Origin of the sequence: Pararhizobium sp. LjRoot235 (genome assembly GCF_964254145.1) — a bacterium.
In the GTDB taxonomy this organism is placed as follows: Bacteria; Pseudomonadota; Alphaproteobacteria; order Rhizobiales; family Rhizobiaceae; genus Pararhizobium.
Window position 1 is genome coordinate 842,460 of record NZ_CAXUSP020000001.1, and the last position, 17,011, is coordinate 859,470.

The following is a 17,011-nucleotide window of genomic DNA, read 5'->3' on the forward strand; positions in this document are numbered from 1 at the left end:
ACCCGCTATCGAATGCAGGCCGCAGCCCTGACGAATGTAGATCGGAGATTTTCATGATCGATCCAAAAATCCTTGCCGCGCGTTTCCCCGGCGATTTCATCTTCGGCGTTGCAACTGCCTCCTTCCAGATCGAGGGTGCGACCAAGGCCGACGGCCGCAAGCCGTCCATATGGGATGCCTTCTCCAACATGCCGGGCCGGGTCTATCAGGGTCACAACGGCGATATCGCCTGCGATCACTATAACCGGCTCGATGAAGACCTCGACCTGATCAAAAGCCTCGGCGTCGAAGCCTACCGCTTCTCCATCGCCTGGCCGCGCATCATTCCGGAGGGCACCGGCCCGGTCAACGAAAAGGGCCTCGATTTCTACGATCGCCTCGTCGATGGTCTGAAGGCTCGCAACATCAAGGCCTTCGCGACGCTCTATCACTGGGACCTGCCGCTGGCGCTGATGGGCGACGGCGGCTGGACGGCGCGTTCGACGGCCTATGCCTACCAGCGCTATGCCAAGACGGTGATCTCCCGCCTCGGCGACCGGCTGGATGCCGTCGCGACCTTCAACGAACCCTGGTGCTCGGTCTGGCTCAGCCATCTCTGGGGCATCCACGCGCCGGGCGAGCGCAACATGGATGCAGCACTTCGCGCGCTGCATTTCACCAATCTCGCCCATGGCCTCGGCGTTGCCGCTGTGCGCGAGGCGCAGCCGAAACTGCCGGTCGGCATCGTCATCAATCCCATGCATGTCTATGCCGGCAGCGACAGCGCCGAAGACAAGGCTGCGGCCGAACGCGCCTTCGATTTCCACAACGGTGTCTTTTTCGGCCCCATCTTCAAGGGCGAGTATCCGGAACGCTTCCTTTCTGCGCTCGGCAGCCGCATGCCGGCGATCGAGGATGGCGACATGGCGACGATCAGCCAGAAGACCGACTGGTGGGGCGTCAACTACTACACGCCGATGCGCGTCAGCCACGATCCGGCGAAAGGCGCCGAATTCCCGGCAACGGTCAGCGCCAAGCCGGTCAGCGACGTCAAGACCGATATCGGCTGGGAGGTTTTCCCGCAGGCGCTCGGTGATCTGATCCGCACGGTGAATGCACGCTACGCGCTGCCGGATTGCTACATCACCGAGAACGGTGCCTGCTACAATATGGGCGTCGAAAACGGCGCGGTCGACGACCAGCCGCGCCTCGACTATATCGCCGTTCACCTCTCGGTCACGGCCGACCTGATCGCCGAAGGCTATCCGATGAAGGGCTATTTCGCCTGGAGCCTGATGGACAATTTCGAATGGGCGGAAGGCTACAGGATGCGTTTCGGCATCGTCCATGTCGACTACGAAACGCAGGTCCGCACCATCAAGAAGAGTGGTCACTGGTACAAGGAACTGGCCGGGCAGTTTCCGAAGGGCAATCACAAGGCCGGGTGACAGCGCCGGGCCAAACTGCATCATGGCCGGGCTTGATTCTATAGCGGAGAACAGGATGCCCGGCCCATTGGTCCTATACGCGCTCTGCGGAAGCCTGCGGAAGGTTTCGACGAATCGTGCCCTGCTGGAAGCGCTGCGCGATATTGCTCCGCCGGACATCAGCATCGAAATCTGCGACCTGATCGGCGATCTACCGATCTTCAATCCGGACCGTGAGGCCGATGACATGCCGGCCTCGGTGCTGGCGCTGGCTGCCAAAATCCGCGCCGCCGATGGGCTGATCATCGCCTCGCCGGAATATGCTCATGGCATTCCCGGCGGGTTGAAGAATGCTCTCGACTGGCTGGTCTCCCGCGATGAAATTCCGCACAAGCCGGTCATGCTGGTGCACGCCTCCCATCGGGGCGATGATGCGCTCAAAGCTTTGGCTGAGGTGCTGAAAACCCTTTCCGTTCGGCTTGTCGACGCGGCTTTCTTCCGGATCAATCTTCTTGGCAAAACGCCGGAACAGCGTGAGGAGATTTTGGCGGATTCCGGAACTCAAGCTATCCTTGGCGAACATCTGCAACGGTTCGTGCGGGAGATCGTTCACGCGGAGGTTGGGCAGGTGCACTCTGTCGCGTCGGTGACCGCCGCACTTGACGAGAGCCGCTCGCGCTAGGCGGTGTCCGGTGCATTGGCCACCCTGAAAAGCCAGATGAGGACTGCTTAAACCGATTGCGGACGGAAAAACGCTTCGCCCTGGATTTGCTCTAACTTCCCAGGTGCCGCTCGCCGCGCTTCTTGGCGAGCTCGATCTGCTGCTGGCGCTGGCGGTAGCGCATGCGGTCTTCCTCAGTGCGCGTGTCGTAGCAGTGCACGCAGGAAACGCCCTCTTCGTGGCGCGGCGACGACAGCTCTTCTGGCGTCAACGGCTGGCGGCAGGCGTGGCAGAGGGTGTGCTCGCCCTCTTTCAAACCATGCGTCACCGAGACCCGGTCGTCGAAGACGAAGCAGGCGCCGTCCCATAGGCTCTCCTCCTGCGGCATCTCTTCCAGATATTTCAGGATGCCGCCCTTGAGGTGGTAGACCTCCTCGAAGCCCTGCTCCTTCATGAAGGCGGTCGCCTTCTCGCAGCGGATGCCGCCGGTGCAGTACATGGCGATCTTCGGCTTGTTGTGCAGGCCGGTATTGTTCTTCACCCACTCGGGAAAATCGCGAAAACTCTTGGTTTTCGGATCGACGGCACCGCGGAAGATGCCGATCGCCGTCTCGTAGTCATTGCGGGTGTCGATCACCAGGGTGTCCGGATCGGAAATCAGCGCATTCCAGTCCTTCGGCGCGACATAGGCGCCGACCACCTTGTTCGGGTCGATATCCTCGACGCCCATGGTGACGATCTCCTTCTTCAGCCGCACCTTCATGCGCAGGAAGGGCATGGAGGATGCCCAGCTTTCCTTGTGCTCGAGATCTTTGAATTCCGGCTGGCTGCGAAGAAAGACGAGAACGGCTTTTATGCCGTCCTCCGGTCCGGCGATCGTGCCGTTGATGCCTTCATGAGCGATGAGCAGGGTGCCCTTCACCTGATTGTCGTCGCACACCGCCTGCAGCGGTTGCCGGAAGCCGGCGAACCGGTCGAAGGAAACGAAATGGTAAAGCGCCGCCACCAGAAACGGACCATTGGCCTCCGGGATGCGGGTTTCCGGGCGAGGGGTTTGTATGTCTGTCATGCGGCGTGAAATACAGCTTTCGGCTCTTTCGCGCAATCTGCATCGTGACCCGGCGGTTCAGGCCGGGCGGCAGCATTTCGTGTCAGATGCCTTCGGGCGTGAAGACGCGCAGGCGGTGGCCGTCCGGGTCGGCGCCGGTGAAGGTATAGCCGAAGTCCATCGCCACCGGTTCCTGCAGGATGGTGATGCCTTTTTTGCTCCACTCGGCATGCAGCGCATCGACCTGCTCGCGGTCGTCGACGGAGATTGCCAGTTCGCTGCCGCCGGCATCGACGACGACCTTGGGTTCGATGGTCTTTCTGGACCAGAGGCCGAGCTTGGTGCTTTCGTTCATCTTGAAGAGTGCGAAGGTCGGCGAAAGCTCTATGGGCGTCGCGCCGAGAACGACCTGATAGAAATTGGCGCTCTCGGCCGGGCTGTCGACGGCGAGCAGGATATAATCGGCTTTCATGATGGTCTCCTTGGTGGTTTGCGGAGACCTTTCTATTCGGGCCTGCTGTCAGTTTCTGGCAGTAGGATCACATGTCGCTTTTCACGTTATGAACCCGGCGCCATTCCGCCAGCAAATGCTGTCGCGTCTGCGGAACGCGGATATCGGTTACGATCATCGATGCAATGCGTTCGGCCCGAAAATGGCGGAAATCCTCACGCAGTTCGCACCAGGCAGCGAGAACCCGGGTTTCCTCGAAATAACCCAGCGCAAACGGCCAGATGCGCCGGTTCGTGGATTGGCCGTTTATGTCCGCATAGCCGATATCGAGCTTGAAGCCCTGCCGAATGGCTTCGCGGACCGCCGCCAAATCCGTGCTGCCCACGATGGGTTTTCTGGCCGAGGAAACAAGCAGGGAATTCGTCTCCAGCTCGCGCCTAAGGTCGGCCGGCAGCACGGCGGCGATCTTCGCCAGCGCATTGCGGGCGGCGTCTTTCAGTTCGTCATCGGTTCGCGCCGCCACCCAGCGCGCGCCCAGCACAAGCGCCTCGATCTCCTCTTCGCTGAGCATCATCGGCGGCATCAGGAAACCGGGCTTCAGCACATAGCCGAAGCCGGGTGCGCCCTGGATGTCGGCGCCTTGCGCCTGCAGCGTGGCGATGTCGCGGTAGAGCGTGCGGATGCTGATGCCGAGGCGCTGCGCGAGCGCTGCGCCACTCGCCGGGCGGCGGTAGGTGCGCAGAAGCTGGATGAGGTCGAGCAGGCGGGTCGAGCGGGACATGCGCCACCGTACTGACACGAATTGGCAGCATCAATCCCGAAATGAACAAGCGTGCTTGTCACTTCAGGCGGCAGCCTGCCACAACAGCCTGATTTTCCGGCTTTCATCTCGTGGATCGTCCCGGAAAACGGACACTGCGAGCCGCATGATTGCTGTCCGCAACGTCTCCTGCCGGCTGATCACCACTGAAAGGAGATGGGCGAGGTCCTCGCTTCTGCCGAAAAGATCCTGCTGCTCGTTGACGAGGGAGGAGAGGAGGGCCAAGTCGTTGTGATGGCCGAGCAGATCGACCAGCTCAGTCGCCTCGACCCTCTTTGCATGCATTGCCGAAGGCCAGAGCGGTTGCAAGAGATCAAGGGAGTAGCGGTAGTCCTGGCTGCGCTTGCGCAATTCGTGGAAGACATGGGCGTCCGTCGTTTCGCCGCAGGCTTCGCATGCCGCCGCGGCGCGCTTCAGCATCCTGCACCACCCTTCGGCCAGGTGTTTGGCGGCCTTGTCGCCGTCATCCGAAAAGGTCACGTGGGAGATTGCCTCGAGAGCCTGGCCGCAGGTGGCGATCGCTTTCGCGACGCTTTCCTCCACCGGTCTCTCGTCGGCGGAGAGCATATCCCGCCGGGCCGTCAGGATCTTGTCGGTACGCTTCAACACCGCGTGTTCATCGTTGTTTTCGGCATGGTGATGCAGATACTGGATGACCTCGACGAGCGCCGTCGTGTCGCGAAACGTCGAAAGCGTTTTTGCCATCTCCCGTATGCGCGTGTTTTCCGCCTGCCTGAAAGCGGGCGCCGCAGTGGCGGCGAGGCGGTAGAGGGAGCGCAACCGCTTGAAGCATTTGCGGGCATCATGGATCGCTTCCAGCAGTCCCTTTGGGCGCTCCGTCAAGGCGGCAATCGCGAGTTCCAGCTGCTCGCTGCCAACCGCCCTGAATTCCTTCGTGAAGGTCTCAGAAGGGTGAATATGATAGCTCATGGTCGTTCTTCGAAGCCAACGGGTTGGTGGCCAGAAACTGGTTCGAATAGCGCGGGTCGCCGGTCACTTCGGTGCCAAGCCAGGCAGGAAGCTCCGGCGTATCGGCTTCGGCGCTCAGCTCGACTTCAGCGATGACGAGGCCTGCATGTGCGCCGCCGTAGACATCCACTTCCCAGACAAAGCCGCCATGCTTCACCTCATAGCGCGTCTTCTCGATGACGAGGCCGATCGCCTTCGACATCAGTTCTTTCGCATCATCGACCGGGATATCATATTCGAATTCGTCTCGCGTCATGGAGCCGTTGCCGATCTTGATCGTCAGCTTGGCCCGCGCATCGTCCATCAGCCGCACACGGGCGGAGCGATCGTCCATCGTGACGATATAGGCCTGCAGCAGGCTGGTGCCGCCATCCGCCTCGTCTCGCCATCCATCGGAGGCAACCAGAAACTTGCGCTCTATTTCCTTGGCCATCGCATCGCCTCGGTTGATTTCGTGTAGACTACAGATTTGTGGCAGGGGAACAAGCAGCACTTCGGGTTGGGGGTGGCATCGACCAGGCGTCGCCGCGCCTGTCGTCAAGCCTGTGTCACCATGCTCGAATAAGCTCGAAAACGCCCGTTTGGTCTCGACAAAAGCGGACAGGAAGAGTATTCGAACAGCGATTTCAATCGTTTTAAAGCAAAGGCGGCCGGCATGAGCAAGAAAACCGATACACTTCTTTCCGTCCTGAAATTGCAGCCGGTGGTGCCGGTGCTGATCATCGACGACGTCGCGACGGCGGTGCCGCTGGCGCGGGCTTTGGTCGCAGGTGGTCTAAAGGCGATCGAGATCACCTTGCGCACGACGGCCGCGCTCGAAGCGATCCGCGCCGTCGCCAATGAAGTCGAAGGCGCTGTCGCCGGCGCCGGCACCATCCTCAATGCAGCCCAGTATCAGGCGGCGGTCGAGGCCGGCTCTCAGTTCATCGTCAGCCCCGGCACGACGCAGGAGCTGATCGACGCCGCCAATGATTCCGACATCCCGCTCTTGCCCGGCGCCGCCACCGCCAGCGAAGTCATGGGCTTGCGCGAAGAAGGCTACGAGGTCATGAAATTCTTCCCGGCCGAACAGGCCGGCGGTGCGGCTTACCTGAAGGCGCTGTCCTCGCCGCTTGCCGGCACGCTGTTCTGCCCGACCGGCGGCATTTCGTTATCGAATGCCAAGGATTACCTGTCGCTGCCGAACGTCGTCTGTGTCGGCGGCTCCTGGGTCGCGCCGAAGGACCTCGTCGCCAAGGGCGACTGGGCCGGCATCACCAGGCTTGCCGCCGAAGCCTTTGCCCTGAAGGGCTGATTTGCACGCATGGATGCACCGGAGAGGCCGTTCCCTTGGGGGCGGCCTTTTCGTCTTCGCGTTTGCATTCTTTTCGTCGCATTCCTATGTCTCAATCCGGGTTCAATCGGCCAAGGGAGTGTGACCGAATGTTTGACGCGAAGAAATTGCTGGATCAGTTCCTGGGCTCGCAAATCCCGGGTGCGGGCGGCACGGTGCGCGATCGCGCGGGACAAGTGACGCAGATGGCCAAGGACAATCCGCTTGCCGCCGGCGCCATCGCCGCCGTGCTGCTTGGTACGGGAACCGGCCGCGAAGTCACGGGTGCTGCGCTGAAACTCGGCGGTCTCGCCGCGATCGCCGGCCTCGGCTATCAGGCCTACAAGAATTATCAGGCCGGCAAGGAGTCGGCCGCGCAGCCCGAAGCGCAGCCGCAGCCCGAGCTCCTGCCGCCGCCGGCCGATTCCGGCTTCAGCACGGAACCCGCCGTCGTCCGCAACGATTTCGTCCTGGTCCTGGTTCGCGCGATGATCGCCGCTGCCCGCGCCGATGGTCATATCGACGATGCCGAGCGCGCCCGCATCATGGACAAGGTGAAGCTCTCGGGGCTCGATTCCGAAGCCAAACAGTTCCTCGATGACGAGCTGAGCAATCCGGTCGATCTCGACGCCATCGTCGCAGCCGCAAGGACGGAAGAGGAACGCGTCGAACTCTACACCGCCTCGCGCCTCGCCATCGAGCCGGACAGCCGCGCCGAACGCGGTTACCTCGATCTTCTCGCAGGACGCCTCGGTCTTGCCGATGCGCTGGTTGATCATATCGAGGCAACGGTATCGGCCGCCAAGACGCCCGCTGCCGAGCCAAGAATGTCGGTTCCCCAGACCGGCGAACCGCCGATCAAATCGCCATGGTGATCCATCCATCACCACTTTGCATTTGTGCAGATGCGTGCGCTGTCCTATGCCAGTGTCAAAGTTTCGGGAATTCGGTTGCGGGGATCCGAGCCGATTCCAAGCTGGTGGTTTGGTCTCTCTGGAGAGCAGCAGATGCGCGATTTGACGAACTGGACCAGTTGCCCGGCTCCGAAGCCGGTAACGCTCGAAGGCCGCTATGTCCGCATCGAGCCTTACGACCGGGCAAGGCATCTGCCGGCCCTGTGGCAGGCCTTTGGCGGGCTCGATATCAATGGGCGCCTCCAGTATTTCTCGCAGGATGATTTCCGCGGCATCGAGGATTTCGATGCATGGCTGACTGCGGTACAGAAATCCGGCTGGATCACCGAAGTGTTCTATGACAAGGCAAGCGGCGATGTCGTCGGCATGGCCAATTACATGCGCCCCGATCCGGCAAACGGGGTGATCGAAGTCGGCGGCGTCGCGCATTCCTTTGCGATGGCCCGCTCGCCGCTCTCGACCGAGGTACACTACCTGATGGCCAAGCATGCCTTCGAGGATCTCGGTTATCGCCGCTACGAGTGGAAATGCGACAACCGCAATGAGGCCTCTAAGAAGACGGCGGGCCGCCTCGGCTTCACCTTCGAGGGGGTTTTCCGCCAGCATATGATTTCCAAGCGGGCAAACCGGGATACGGCCTGGTTTTCGATGATCGACGGCGAATGGCCGTTGCTCAAGTCAGCCTTCGAGGCCTGGCTGTCGCCGGACAATTTTTCAGGCGATGGAACACAGAAACGCAGACTCGAAGATATCCGCGCCGAACTGGCGCAGAAGGAGACGGCATGACCGCGCCGGAAAAGAAAGACCGCTCGCCGGCCATTGCTGCTGCCATCATCCTCATTGTCGTCGGGTTCGGTTTCTTCATCCTGCCAAAGATCATGCTCGCGCTCGGTGATATCTCGCCATGGCTCGCAGCCGTCGTCGGCGCCCTGTTCGTACTTAGCTTTTTCCTGATCTTCTGGCTGCGCGCGCGCCACCAGCGGCGACGCGGGCTTTAGAGCAATTCCAGGAAAAGTGTGAAACGGTTTTCCGTCCGGAATTGCGTCAAAACAAAGCGATGCCTAGCCCTGTAGCGACGCCCCGAGCAGCACGACGCCCAGCACCAGCACCAGCAGCGCGCCCGAGATTTCGATGCCGTTGCTGATCCGCATCGCCGCGTTTCCGCTTGAGGCATAGCGCACGGCCAGATCCTTGGCGGTTACGGCCAATGTCGCCAGCGCCGAGACGGTAATGGCGGTACCGATCGACATGGCGAAGACCGAGAGCACGCCGCCGAGATAAAGCCCGTTCAAAAGCGCGAAGCTGAGCACGATCAGCGCACCGGAGCAGGGCCGCAGGCCGACCGCGATGATGGCCGACCAGGCCTCCCGCAGCGCGAAGCGATCGCCCTTCAGCATCGACGGATCGGGCGCATGCGCATGGCCGCAGGTGTCGCAGACCTCGCCCGGCCCATGGCTGTGGCCGTGATGGTCGTGCGAATGATGCGCGTGATCGTGGTGGTGTCCATGACTGTGCTCATGAGCGGCGCTGTGGCCGTGATGGGTGTCTTGCGCCAAAGCCGGTGCTGGGCGACGCTGCCGCAGCCCGCGCAGCTTGCGAAACAGCAGCCAGCCGCCGAACGCTGCGATCAGAGCGTAGCTGACGATTTCAAGAAAATGCGTCGCCTGCGTCATCGAGATCGAGGAACCGCGCAACACGAGGTAGGCAGCGCCGACGAGCAGGATTGCAACCCCGCCCTGCATCATCGAGGAGAGAAACGAGAGCAGCACGCCGCGCTTCAGCTCGGTCTCATTGGCGATCATGTAGGAGGAAATCACCGCCTTGCCATGGCCGGGACCGGCCGCGTGGAAGACGCCATAGGTGAAGGACAGCCCGATCAGCGACCAGAGCTGCCAGGGGTTTTCCCGCATGCCTTTGATCGCCGCCGTCAGCGTGTGATAGAAACGCTGCTGCTCCATGTTCACGAAGGCGAAGAAACCGCCGAACAGGCCCGTCGTCTTGAAGGCCGGCTCGGCGGTGCCGATGCCGAGCGGCGACTGGGCGTGCGCCACGGCGACGCCTGCGATGGTCAGCATCAGCGCAAGCCCCACCAGGCGGCCGCTATTCCGTGACATCAGCATTTGAACTCGATCCTCGTCGCAAACATCTTCGACATGTCGGTCCCTGTCGGGTCGTTGAAGAAGGCGTCGGTCAGGGTCGCCTGATTCTGGGCCAGCACCTCGTCCGGATCGGGCCGGACGACCTTGTGCTCGCAGGCGTTCAGCTGATCGCCGACCGGGACAAGATCCTCGTCGGTGGGGAAATCCATCGCCGTATACATGGTCGGATCGTAGACGCCGAACGCCAAGCTGCCCTTGAGCGGCATCGCCTCGGACGGTTTGACGGCAAACATCAGAAGCAGCTGGCCGTCCTTGTAGTCGGCGGTGATCGCATCGGGCTTGTTGACCTTGATGGTTTTGCCGTTGTCGGTGATCGTCGTGTAATAATTGTACTCTGCGAGCGAATCGAGGACGGTCTGGCCGACCTCGGCCAACTCGTCCGGATCGAGCTGGGCATTCGAATTCTTGTCGAAATCCATCACGACACTGGACGAAAACAGCTCGTCGAACCGCCAGACATTGCGCAGTTCGGTGATCTGGTTCGACCCGTCCGCGACAATCTCCAGGCGCGCCTCGGCGAAGATATGCGGATGCGCGGCGGCGGCGAAGGGGACGAGGCATGCCGCAGCCGCCAGGGTCGGGGACGAAGGTTTCATAGTGTCGCGATTCCCTTGGCTCGAGCCGGCGCGTTGCCAGCGCCACTGCAATGTATGTCAAATGGGACGAAATTGGGACTTTGCACCTGCGGCAAAGTCGTCAATTTCACGTGTTCTTGCGGAACCAGTTGTATAGATAATCGACGAAAGTCCGCACTTTCGTCGGCAGGTAGCGCCGATGCGGATAGATCGCATAGATGCCGCGATCCTTGGGGAGATAGGTCTCCAGGATCGGAACCAGCGTGCCGGCAGCAATCTTCGGCCGGGCGATGAATTCCGGAACACCGGATATCCCGATGCCCGATTCCGCCGCACGCACGGCGGCAAGCGGGCTGTTGACCTCGATCGGTCCGCCGACAGGGACGCTGAAATGGGTTCCATCCGGCTCGACAAAACGCCAGTTGCTGTAGGAGCGGCCATTGGTGTCGATGATGCAGGCGTGCCGGGATAGTTCGGAAGGATGGTTGATTGGTCCGGTCTTTTCGAGAAACTCCGGCGATGCGCAGATCTGGACCTGGAAATCGTCCAGCTTGCGGGCGATCAGCGTCGAATCCTCGAGTTTCGTGATGCGGATCGCGACGTCAAAACCTTCCTCGACCAAATCGACGAAGCGGTCGTCGGAGACGATTTCCAGCGACAGTTCCGGATGCGCCTTGCCGAAATCGATCAGCGACTGGCCGATCTCCGCATCTACAAACGTGCGCGGTGCGGAAATGCGCAAGCGGCCCTTGAGGTCCGAGTTGCTGGCGCGGACGAGATCGGCGAGGTTGTCGATCTCCTTGAGGATTTCCGACGCCGTCCGGTAATAGGTGTGCCCGGCCTCCGTCAGCGAAAATTGCCGGGTGGTGCGGTTGAGCAGCAGCGCGCCGAGTTCGTCCTCGAGCTCGCGCACATATTTGGAGAGCAGCGCCTTCGAGCGTCCGACACGGCGGGCAGCAGCGGAGAAGCCCTCGGCATCGACCACATCGATAAAGGCGCGAATGCGAGTCAGAGTATCCATCGGTCAATCATTCCTTCTGCATCTGTGGTCGCGACTTACGCGCTCGATTCGCGCCGCCGGTTGGCCGACCGCATTGCACCATCCAAACGCACGTCTGTTGCGCTCTCGATACCTCTTGTCGCAACTGGCGAAAAGAGCCTTAATTTTCTGAAAGAAAATCGATTGGAATCAATGGCTTGACCAATTCCCATCAAGGTCTCTCATTGTTCATTAAATGTGAACGAAATGATTGTTTCCGTCTCCGGAAAAAATTCAACAGCCAAATCGAAAAAACTCTTGATTACGACAGGGTTTTTTCTTATTTCCCACTCAGCCCAAAGTCGCACGTGCCCATGGGTGTCCGCCGAACCCTCGAATTGGTGAGGAAATCGGTAAGGTACCTGGAATTAACCCCTCCAGTCGTTATTCCGGCCAACCGGAAAATGCGAGGACATCTGAAGCAACGACGGTGCGGGCCTTTTTGTTCTCTCCCTGCTTTCCATCAGCGGGGGTTACTGAAGAGGCACACCTTCATTGCCGGAAGTGCGGTAGGGTTCTCCCTCCAATCAATGGCAGACAAAGCCGAACAAGCTCTTGGCGGGGCATTGTTCACCATCCGCGCATTACGCGCATGTCTGGTCCCGGGGTCTCCACCGGCTGGTGCCAGGACGTGTTCGCGTATGCCCTTTGTCCTCCGGTTTTCCGGAGCCTAACAGATTGGGGAATACCATGACGACTGCACGCATCATCGACTTCTTGAACACCCGACGTCCCGAAGGCCCGTGCCTTGTGGTTGACCTCGATGTCGTGCGCGACAATTTCAAGGCTTTCCGTCATGCCCTGCCGGACAGCTCCATCTACTATGCGGTCAAGGCAAACCCGTCGCCGGAAATCCTGCGTCTGCTCGCCAGCATGGGCTCCAACTTCGATTGCGCGTCCGTCGCTGAAATCGAAATGGCGCTCGACGCCGGTGCGACCGCATCGCGCATCTCCTTCGGCAATACCATCAAGAAGGAGCGCGACATCGCCAAGGCGCATGCACTCGGCGTTTCGCTCTTTGCCGTCGATAGCCACGAGGAAGTCGAAAAGACTTCCCGTGCGGCTCCGGGCGCGCGGGTGTTCTGCCGCGTCCTGACCGATGGGGAAGGTGCCGAATGGCCGCTGTCGCGCAAGTTCGGCTGCGTCCCGCAGATGGCCGTCGACGTTCTCGTCTACGCCCATCAGCTCGGCCTGACCTCCTATGGCGTCTCGTTCCATGTCGGTTCGCAGATGACCAAGGTCGATGCCTGGGATTCGGCCCTTGCCGATGCCAAGCGCGTCTTCGTGCAGCTGGCAAAGCAGGGCATCGAGCTCAAGATGGTCAACATGGGCGGTGGTTTCCCGACCAAGTACCTGCGTGACGTCCCGTCCGCCGAAGCCTATGGCAAGGCGATCTTCGGTGCGCTGCGCAAGCACTTCGGCAACAACTTGCCCGAAACCATCATCGAGCCGGGCCGCGGCATGGTCGGCAATGCCGGCGTTATCAAGTCGGAAGTGGTGCTGATTTCGAAAAAGTCGGACAACGACAATCACCGCTGGGTTTTCCTCGACATCGGCAAGTTCGGCGGTCTCGCCGAAACCATGGACGAGGCGATCCGCTACCCGATCCGCACCGCGCATGACGCCGATGAAATGGAGCCCTGCGTTCTCGCTGGCCCGACCTGCGATTCGGCCGATGTGATGTACGAGAAGAACATGTATCCGCTGCCGATTTCGCTGACGATCGGCGACGAAGTTCTGATCGAGGGCACGGGCGCCTACACGACGACCTATTCGTCCGTCGCCTTCAACGGTTTCGAGCCGCTGAAGTCCTACGTCATCTGACAAGCCTGCTCCGGTTTTTTAAAGCCGGAGCAAGTTCACAATTTTCGTTCATCGCCGCTTATCACGGTATTGGGTACGGGAGGCCAGGATGGCCGCTGTTCTTGATTCTGTCCGCGCGTTCTTCGCGCAGAATGCCTTCACCATCGACGCCGAGAATCCCGGCGACGTCGTCGCGCGCGAAAACCTGCTCGATCGCGCCATGGGGCCGAACCGTCGCCGCAAGTCGTCGGAAGCGCTGCGCCGCGGCCGCGTGCCGGCCGAAGGCCTGGCGCTGGTTGCCCGCGATCCGCACGGCCATATCATCGGCACGGTGCGCCTGTGGAACATCGAAGCCGGCGTCAGCCGCGATGGTTCGTCGGTCGATGCCCTGTTGCTCGGCCCGCTCGCGGTCGATGCTGCCCATGAGGGCAAGGGCGTTGGCGGCGCCCTGATGCGGGCTGCGATCGTCGCGGCGAAGAGCCGCGGCCACGGCGCCATCCTGCTCGTCGGCGATGCACCCTACTACGAGCGCTTCGGCTTCTTCGCCGTAAAGGCGCAGCATCTCGTCATGCCCGGCCCGTTCGAGCGCAACCGCTTCCTGGGCCTGGAGCTGAAAGAGGGTTGGCTGGATGGTGCAGCCGGCATGCTGGTCGCCAGCGGCCGCAAGCTCGCCATGCCGAAACTGCGCCGGGCCGCCTGAATTTTCCCCGTTGATCCCCGCCCTGAAAAACCGTGTCATTCTTTGACGGTCTTCAGGGCGGAAACCGGGTTCGCGAACCGGCCTTGCCACCCGGCACGGTCCGGTCCTGAAGGCGGTGCCGGGAGTAGGGTAAATGCCCGAAATTCCGGTACCGGCAGGCAGCAAAGCCTGACACATCTACCAAACCGATATCGCTGCCTGCCTTTTCCTGAAGCAGCGCCGCTCCGGAGTCCCGACTGGCTCCGGAGCGGGGTTTCGGCGCACCTGAAATTTGACAGCGCCGCCGGGATGAACTACACGCATGGCAACGGGTGAGAGCCCCGGCCGTCCGCAAGCTTTTAAGCTTTTGGTGAAGTCTCTCGTTCCCAATTCGGTCGTCCACCATTGTGGCGTGCGAACGGTGGCAAGGCGGACTCCCTCCGAAAGACGGCACGCTCCTGTTGGAGACCCCCCATGCGCGGATCAGTCCCGCTTCCATCCCTCGATGCCCTGAAGGATCAGGCGAAACGGCTGCGTGCCGGCCTCGCCGCCGAAGGTCAGGACATCACCCACTCGAAATCTCTCGAACTTCTGGCCAAGCAATACGGCTTTCGCGACTGGAACACGCTTCACGCAGTCGCCGGTAACCGGCCGCCGCTCAATCCCTGGATGCTCGGATCCCGCGTCATGGGCCATTATCTCGGCCAGCCCTTCGCGGCGAAAATCCTCGGCGTTCAGGCGGTCACCGCCCAGCCCGGCCGCTATCGGCTGACCCTCGATCTCGACGAGGCCGTTGATGTCGTCACCTTCGACAGCTTCTCGGCCTTTCGAAAGCGCGTCCACTGCACCATCGACGAAACCGGCCGGACGCTCGAAAAGACGTCCAACGGTCGGCCGCATGTCGAATTGATGTGGTAGTTGTCGCGGGCCTTACCGGCCCGCGATCCAAGTCGCTCTTCAACCCGCAATATCAACCACGCCGCAATCGCCGGCTTCCGAGCCAAACGCGAGTTGCCGGCCGTTCCTGCTCCAGGCCATGGCGGTGATCGCGCCTTTGCCGGGGCGGCGCAAAAGCACTTCCTTGGCATCGGCGAAGCGAACGACAAGGATCATGCCGTCGGCATAGCCGATCGCCGCGATCTCCTCGATCGGATGACAGGAGACCTGGGTGACCATGATATTGGCGCGGGTGCCGAGTTCGAGCGGCGCCTTGCCCATCGGCCCGTCCTTGGCCTGGAAGGGCCAGACGATGGCGGCCGGTGCGCCGGAGGAGGCGAGCCATTTGCCCTTAACCGACCAGGATATGGATTTCACCTTGGCCGGATAGCCGGTCATGCGCATGTGGCGTGTTTCGGCGCCGGGCTTGGTGTCGAGCTTCCACCCGTGCAGGGCATTTTCCTGCATGCTGGTGACGACGAAGCGGCCGTCGGGCGAAAAAGTCACGCCGGTATGGGCGCCTTTCCATTCGAGGTCCACTGGCTGTCCGGCCATTGCGACCCAGTGCAGCGAGACACCGTTGTAACGGGCAAGGGCGATGCGCATGCCCTTCGGCGCGAAGGCGATGCCTTCCACCGTGCGTTCCTCGGTGAAATCCTTGACGGTCCCGTCCGTAAGCCGGACATGCGCCGTCTTGCCATAGGCATAGCCGACGGCGCCTTGCGGGCCGGCGGCGACCTGCGAGATCCATTTGCGGGGAACATTGGCGATTTCGGCGATCGTCCCGTCCAGCTGAACACGCAGCACCTTGCCGTCCTCGCCGCCGGTCAGCAGCGTGTCGGTCGCTTCGTCGCGCACGCAGCAGAGAAGGCCCTCATGCGCTTCAACAGTCTTGTGGCCATGATCAAGACGGTGGATCAGGCCGGAAGATTCGGCAAAGAACGGCACGTCACCGAGAAAAGCCACGCCGGCGACGTGGCCTTCGAGATCAAGGGGAGCGACTGTCGGCATCAGTGTGCTGCGGCCTCGGCGGGAGCGGCCTCGCAAGCCTTGAAGGTGCGCTCCAGCTTTTCCCGGTCAAGCTCACGGCCGATGAAGACGAGCCGGCTTTCGTGCTTCTCGCCGTCTTTCCAAGGGCGCTGGTGATCGCCTTCGATGATCATGTGCACACCCTGGACGACATAACGCTCCTCGTCGCCCTTGAAGGCGATGATGCCCTTGAGCCGCAGGATGTTGGGGCCTTCCGTCTGGGTGATCTTCTGGATCCAGGGGAAGAAGCGGTCCGGGTTCATCTCGCCGCCGCGCAGCGAAACCGACTGTACCGTGACGTCATGGATCGGCGAGGGGGCGTGGTCGTGGTGATGGTGGTCATGATCGTGATGGTCGTGATCATGGTGGTGGTGATCGTGGTTGCAATCCGGGCCGCATTCATGATCATGGTCGTGATCATCCTGATCGAGGAAATGCGGGTCGTTTTCCAGCGCCCGTTCCAGATTGAAGGCGCCCTGGTTCAGAACGTTCGTCAGGTCGATCTCGGAGCGCACGGTCCGGTGGATGCGGGCGGACGGGTTGATGACGCGGACGGTCGCTTCGATCCTCGCCAGTTCTTCCGGCGTCACCAGGTCGGTCTTGTTCAGGAGAACGACATCGGCAAAGGCGATCTGGTCTTCGGCTTCGCGACTGTCCTTCAAGCGCAGCGGCAGGTGCTTGGCATCGACCAGGGCGATGACGGCGTCGAGTTCGGTCTTGGCACGCACGTCGTCATCCATGAAGAAGGTCTGGGCGACGGGCACCGGGTCGGCAAGACCGGTGGTTTCGACGATGATCGCATCGAAACGGCCGGGGCGGCGCATAAGCCCCTCGACGACGCGGATCAGGTCGCCGCGCACGGTGCAACAGACACAGCCATTGTTCATCTCGTAGATTTCTTCGTCGGATTCGACGATCAGGTCGTTGTCGATGCCGATCTCGCCGAATTCGTTGACGATGACGGCATATTTCCGGCCATGATTCTCGGAAAGAATGCGATTGAGCAGCGTCGTCTTGCCGGCGCCGAGATAGCCGGTGAGCACGGTAACGGGAATGGGCTTGGCTGTGGTTTCGGTCATGGGAAAACCTCGAGAAATCGGATGCGTTCGGCATCGGGGTGGTGTTGATATAGGAGATGGAACGCGCCAGCGCAAATGCCAGGCCCGGATTCTTCACGCTGTTTTGCCGGTGCCGATCATGCGTGTCGAAC

The 17,011-nt window shown here is 61.3% G+C and carries 19 protein-coding genes; 9 read left to right on the forward strand and 10 right to left on the reverse strand.

All coding sequences use genetic code 11. The annotated features are described in order from the left end of the window. The first annotated feature begins 53 nt into the window (after positions 1-53). Positions 54-1,427: a GH1 family beta-glucosidase gene (locus ACSQ2Z_RS03950; protein WP_436080006.1), complete on the forward strand. Its 1,374-nt coding sequence runs from the start codon at positions 54-56 to the stop codon at positions 1,425-1,427. A gap of 55 nt (positions 1,428-1,482) precedes the next feature. Then, positions 1,483-2,088 carry an NADPH-dependent FMN reductase gene (locus ACSQ2Z_RS03955; protein WP_436080007.1) on the forward strand — a complete coding sequence of 202 codons (606 nt, stop codon included), beginning with the start codon at positions 1,483-1,485 and terminating at the stop codon, positions 2,086-2,088. 91 nt (positions 2,089-2,179) lie between these two features. Here the strand turns inward: ACSQ2Z_RS03955 and trhO are convergent, their stop codons facing one another. The 5 genes from trhO to ACSQ2Z_RS03980 all read right to left on the reverse strand — a co-directional run bounded on the left by trhO (position 2,180) and on the right by ACSQ2Z_RS03980 (position 5,788). Further along, positions 2,180-3,136 (reverse strand): oxygen-dependent tRNA uridine(34) hydroxylase TrhO, encoded by a 957-nt coding sequence (gene trhO / locus ACSQ2Z_RS03960; protein WP_436080008.1) that lies wholly within the window; start codon positions 3,134-3,136, stop codon positions 2,180-2,182. Positions 3,137-3,218: 82 nt separating this feature from the next. Continuing rightward, positions 3,219-3,587, reverse strand: a complete 369-nt coding sequence (locus tag ACSQ2Z_RS03965) for a VOC family protein (protein ID WP_436080009.1) — start codon at positions 3,585-3,587, stop codon at positions 3,219-3,221. 67 nt (positions 3,588-3,654) lie between these two features. Then, complete coding sequence (locus ACSQ2Z_RS03970) at positions 3,655-4,347, reverse strand: helix-turn-helix transcriptional regulator (protein WP_436080010.1); 693 nt, start codon at positions 4,345-4,347, stop codon at positions 3,655-3,657. Between the two features lie 63 nt (positions 4,348-4,410). Next, positions 4,411-5,316: a CHAD domain-containing protein gene (locus tag ACSQ2Z_RS03975; protein ID WP_436080011.1), complete on the reverse strand. Its 906-nt coding sequence runs from the start codon at positions 5,314-5,316 to the stop codon at positions 4,411-4,413. Next, positions 5,291-5,788 (reverse strand): CYTH domain-containing protein, encoded by a 498-nt coding sequence (locus ACSQ2Z_RS03980; protein WP_436080012.1) that lies wholly within the window; start codon positions 5,786-5,788, stop codon positions 5,291-5,293. Before ACSQ2Z_RS03980 ends, ACSQ2Z_RS03975 begins: the two co-directional genes overlap by 26 nt. 222 nt (positions 5,789-6,010) lie before the next feature. On the opposite strand from ACSQ2Z_RS03980, the gene ACSQ2Z_RS03985 reads away from it, so the two are divergent. From ACSQ2Z_RS03985 to ACSQ2Z_RS04000, 4 genes are all read left to right on the forward strand, one after another. Further along, positions 6,011-6,649 carry a 2-dehydro-3-deoxy-phosphogluconate aldolase gene (locus ACSQ2Z_RS03985; protein WP_018327996.1) on the forward strand — a complete coding sequence of 213 codons (639 nt, stop codon included), beginning with the start codon at positions 6,011-6,013 and terminating at the stop codon, positions 6,647-6,649. A 128-nt stretch (positions 6,650-6,777) separates the two neighbouring features. Next, positions 6,778-7,542 (forward strand): tellurite resistance TerB family protein, encoded by a 765-nt coding sequence (locus ACSQ2Z_RS03990; RefSeq protein ID WP_436080013.1) that lies wholly within the window; start codon positions 6,778-6,780, stop codon positions 7,540-7,542. A gap of 132 nt (positions 7,543-7,674) precedes the next feature. Further along, complete coding sequence (locus tag ACSQ2Z_RS03995; protein ID WP_436080014.1) at positions 7,675-8,367, forward strand: GNAT family N-acetyltransferase; 693 nt, start codon at positions 7,675-7,677, stop codon at positions 8,365-8,367. Further along, positions 8,364-8,579 carry a hypothetical protein gene (locus ACSQ2Z_RS04000; RefSeq protein ID WP_436080015.1) on the forward strand — a complete coding sequence of 72 codons (216 nt, stop codon included), beginning with the start codon at positions 8,364-8,366 and terminating at the stop codon, positions 8,577-8,579. The genes ACSQ2Z_RS03995 and ACSQ2Z_RS04000 overlap by 4 nt, the downstream gene beginning before the upstream one ends. Positions 8,580-8,642: 63 nt before the next feature. On the opposite strand, the gene ACSQ2Z_RS04005 is transcribed toward ACSQ2Z_RS04000, so the two are convergent. From ACSQ2Z_RS04005 to ACSQ2Z_RS04015, 3 genes are all read right to left on the reverse strand, one after another. Beyond that, on the reverse strand, positions 8,643-9,701 hold the full coding sequence (locus ACSQ2Z_RS04005) for a nickel/cobalt transporter (RefSeq protein ID WP_436080016.1): 1,059 nt from the start codon (positions 9,699-9,701) through the stop codon (positions 8,643-8,645). Then, positions 9,695-10,336: a DUF1007 family protein gene (locus tag ACSQ2Z_RS04010; RefSeq protein ID WP_436080017.1), complete on the reverse strand. Its 642-nt coding sequence runs from the start codon at positions 10,334-10,336 to the stop codon at positions 9,695-9,697. Before ACSQ2Z_RS04010 ends, ACSQ2Z_RS04005 begins: the two co-directional genes overlap by 7 nt. Positions 10,337-10,442: 106 nt before the next feature. Beyond that, positions 10,443-11,336: a LysR family transcriptional regulator gene (locus ACSQ2Z_RS04015; RefSeq protein WP_436080018.1), complete on the reverse strand. Its 894-nt coding sequence runs from the start codon at positions 11,334-11,336 to the stop codon at positions 10,443-10,445. A 708-nt stretch (positions 11,337-12,044) separates the two neighbouring features. On the opposite strand from ACSQ2Z_RS04015, the gene odc2 reads away from it, so the two are divergent. The 3 genes from odc2 (at position 12,045) to ACSQ2Z_RS04030 (ending at position 14,754) form a co-directional block, all read left to right on the forward strand. Continuing rightward, entirely contained in the window at positions 12,045-13,178 is a 1,134-nt protein-coding gene (gene odc2, locus ACSQ2Z_RS04020; RefSeq protein ID WP_436080019.1) for an ornithine/lysine decarboxylase, read from the forward strand. An 88-nt stretch (positions 13,179-13,266) separates the two neighbouring features. Next, on the forward strand, positions 13,267-13,857 hold the full coding sequence (locus ACSQ2Z_RS04025) for a GNAT family N-acetyltransferase (RefSeq protein ID WP_436080020.1): 591 nt from the start codon (positions 13,267-13,269) through the stop codon (positions 13,855-13,857). A 453-nt stretch (positions 13,858-14,310) separates the two neighbouring features. After that, on the forward strand, positions 14,311-14,754 hold the full coding sequence (locus tag ACSQ2Z_RS04030; RefSeq protein WP_436080021.1) for a glyoxalase superfamily protein: 444 nt from the start codon (positions 14,311-14,313) through the stop codon (positions 14,752-14,754). Positions 14,755-14,793: 39 nt separating this feature from the next. Here ACSQ2Z_RS04030 and ACSQ2Z_RS04035 read toward each other — a convergent pair whose 3' ends face one another. Then, positions 14,794-15,783 carry a WD40 repeat domain-containing protein gene (locus tag ACSQ2Z_RS04035; protein ID WP_436080022.1) on the reverse strand — a complete coding sequence of 330 codons (990 nt, stop codon included), beginning with the start codon at positions 15,781-15,783 and terminating at the stop codon, positions 14,794-14,796. Further along, a complete protein-coding gene (locus ACSQ2Z_RS04040; protein ID WP_436080023.1) occupies positions 15,783-16,880 on the reverse strand; it encodes a CobW family GTP-binding protein in 1,098 nt (365 codons plus the stop codon). Before ACSQ2Z_RS04040 ends, ACSQ2Z_RS04035 begins: the two co-directional genes overlap by 1 nt. Between the last annotated feature and the right edge of the window lie 131 nt (positions 16,881-17,011).

Excerpts from the sequence above, each read along its gene's own strand:
- ACSQ2Z_RS03970 (WP_436080010.1), bottom strand. The coding sequence starts at position 4,347 with ATGTCCCGCTCGACCCGCCTGCTCGACCTCATCCAGCTTCTGCGCACC.
- ACSQ2Z_RS03985 (WP_018327996.1), top strand. The coding sequence starts at position 6,011 with ATGAGCAAGAAAACCGATACACTTCTTTCCGTCCTGAAATTGCAGCCG.
- ACSQ2Z_RS04000 (WP_436080015.1), top strand. The coding sequence starts at position 8,364 with ATGACCGCGCCGGAAAAGAAAGACCGCTCGCCGGCCATTGCTGCTGCC.
- ACSQ2Z_RS04030 (WP_436080021.1), top strand. The coding sequence starts at position 14,311 with ATGCGCGGATCAGTCCCGCTTCCATCCCTCGATGCCCTGAAGGATCAG.
- ACSQ2Z_RS04040 (WP_436080023.1), bottom strand. The coding sequence starts at position 16,880 with ATGACCGAAACCACAGCCAAGCCCATTCCCGTTACCGTGCTCACCGGC.
- ACSQ2Z_RS04035 (WP_436080022.1), bottom strand. The coding sequence starts at position 15,783 with ATGCCGACAGTCGCTCCCCTTGATCTCGAAGGCCACGTCGCCGGCGTG.
- ACSQ2Z_RS04005 (WP_436080016.1), bottom strand. The coding sequence starts at position 9,701 with ATGCTGATGTCACGGAATAGCGGCCGCCTGGTGGGGCTTGCGCTGATG.
- odc2 (WP_436080019.1), top strand. The coding sequence starts at position 12,045 with ATGACGACTGCACGCATCATCGACTTCTTGAACACCCGACGTCCCGAA.
- ACSQ2Z_RS04010 (WP_436080017.1), bottom strand. The coding sequence starts at position 10,336 with ATGAAACCTTCGTCCCCGACCCTGGCGGCTGCGGCATGCCTCGTCCCC.
- ACSQ2Z_RS03995 (WP_436080014.1), top strand. The coding sequence starts at position 7,675 with ATGCGCGATTTGACGAACTGGACCAGTTGCCCGGCTCCGAAGCCGGTA.
- ACSQ2Z_RS04015 (WP_436080018.1), bottom strand. The coding sequence starts at position 11,336 with ATGGATACTCTGACTCGCATTCGCGCCTTTATCGATGTGGTCGATGCC.
- ACSQ2Z_RS03950 (WP_436080006.1), top strand. The coding sequence starts at position 54 with ATGATCGATCCAAAAATCCTTGCCGCGCGTTTCCCCGGCGATTTCATC.
- trhO (WP_436080008.1), bottom strand. The coding sequence starts at position 3,136 with ATGACAGACATACAAACCCCTCGCCCGGAAACCCGCATCCCGGAGGCC.
- ACSQ2Z_RS03965 (WP_436080009.1), bottom strand. The coding sequence starts at position 3,587 with ATGAAAGCCGATTATATCCTGCTCGCCGTCGACAGCCCGGCCGAGAGC.
- ACSQ2Z_RS03975 (WP_436080011.1), bottom strand. The coding sequence starts at position 5,316 with ATGAGCTATCATATTCACCCTTCTGAGACCTTCACGAAGGAATTCAGG.
- ACSQ2Z_RS03990 (WP_436080013.1), top strand. The coding sequence starts at position 6,778 with ATGTTTGACGCGAAGAAATTGCTGGATCAGTTCCTGGGCTCGCAAATC.
- ACSQ2Z_RS03955 (WP_436080007.1), top strand. The coding sequence starts at position 1,483 with ATGCCCGGCCCATTGGTCCTATACGCGCTCTGCGGAAGCCTGCGGAAG.
- ACSQ2Z_RS04025 (WP_436080020.1), top strand. The coding sequence starts at position 13,267 with ATGGCCGCTGTTCTTGATTCTGTCCGCGCGTTCTTCGCGCAGAATGCC.
- ACSQ2Z_RS03980 (WP_436080012.1), bottom strand. The coding sequence starts at position 5,788 with ATGGCCAAGGAAATAGAGCGCAAGTTTCTGGTTGCCTCCGATGGATGG.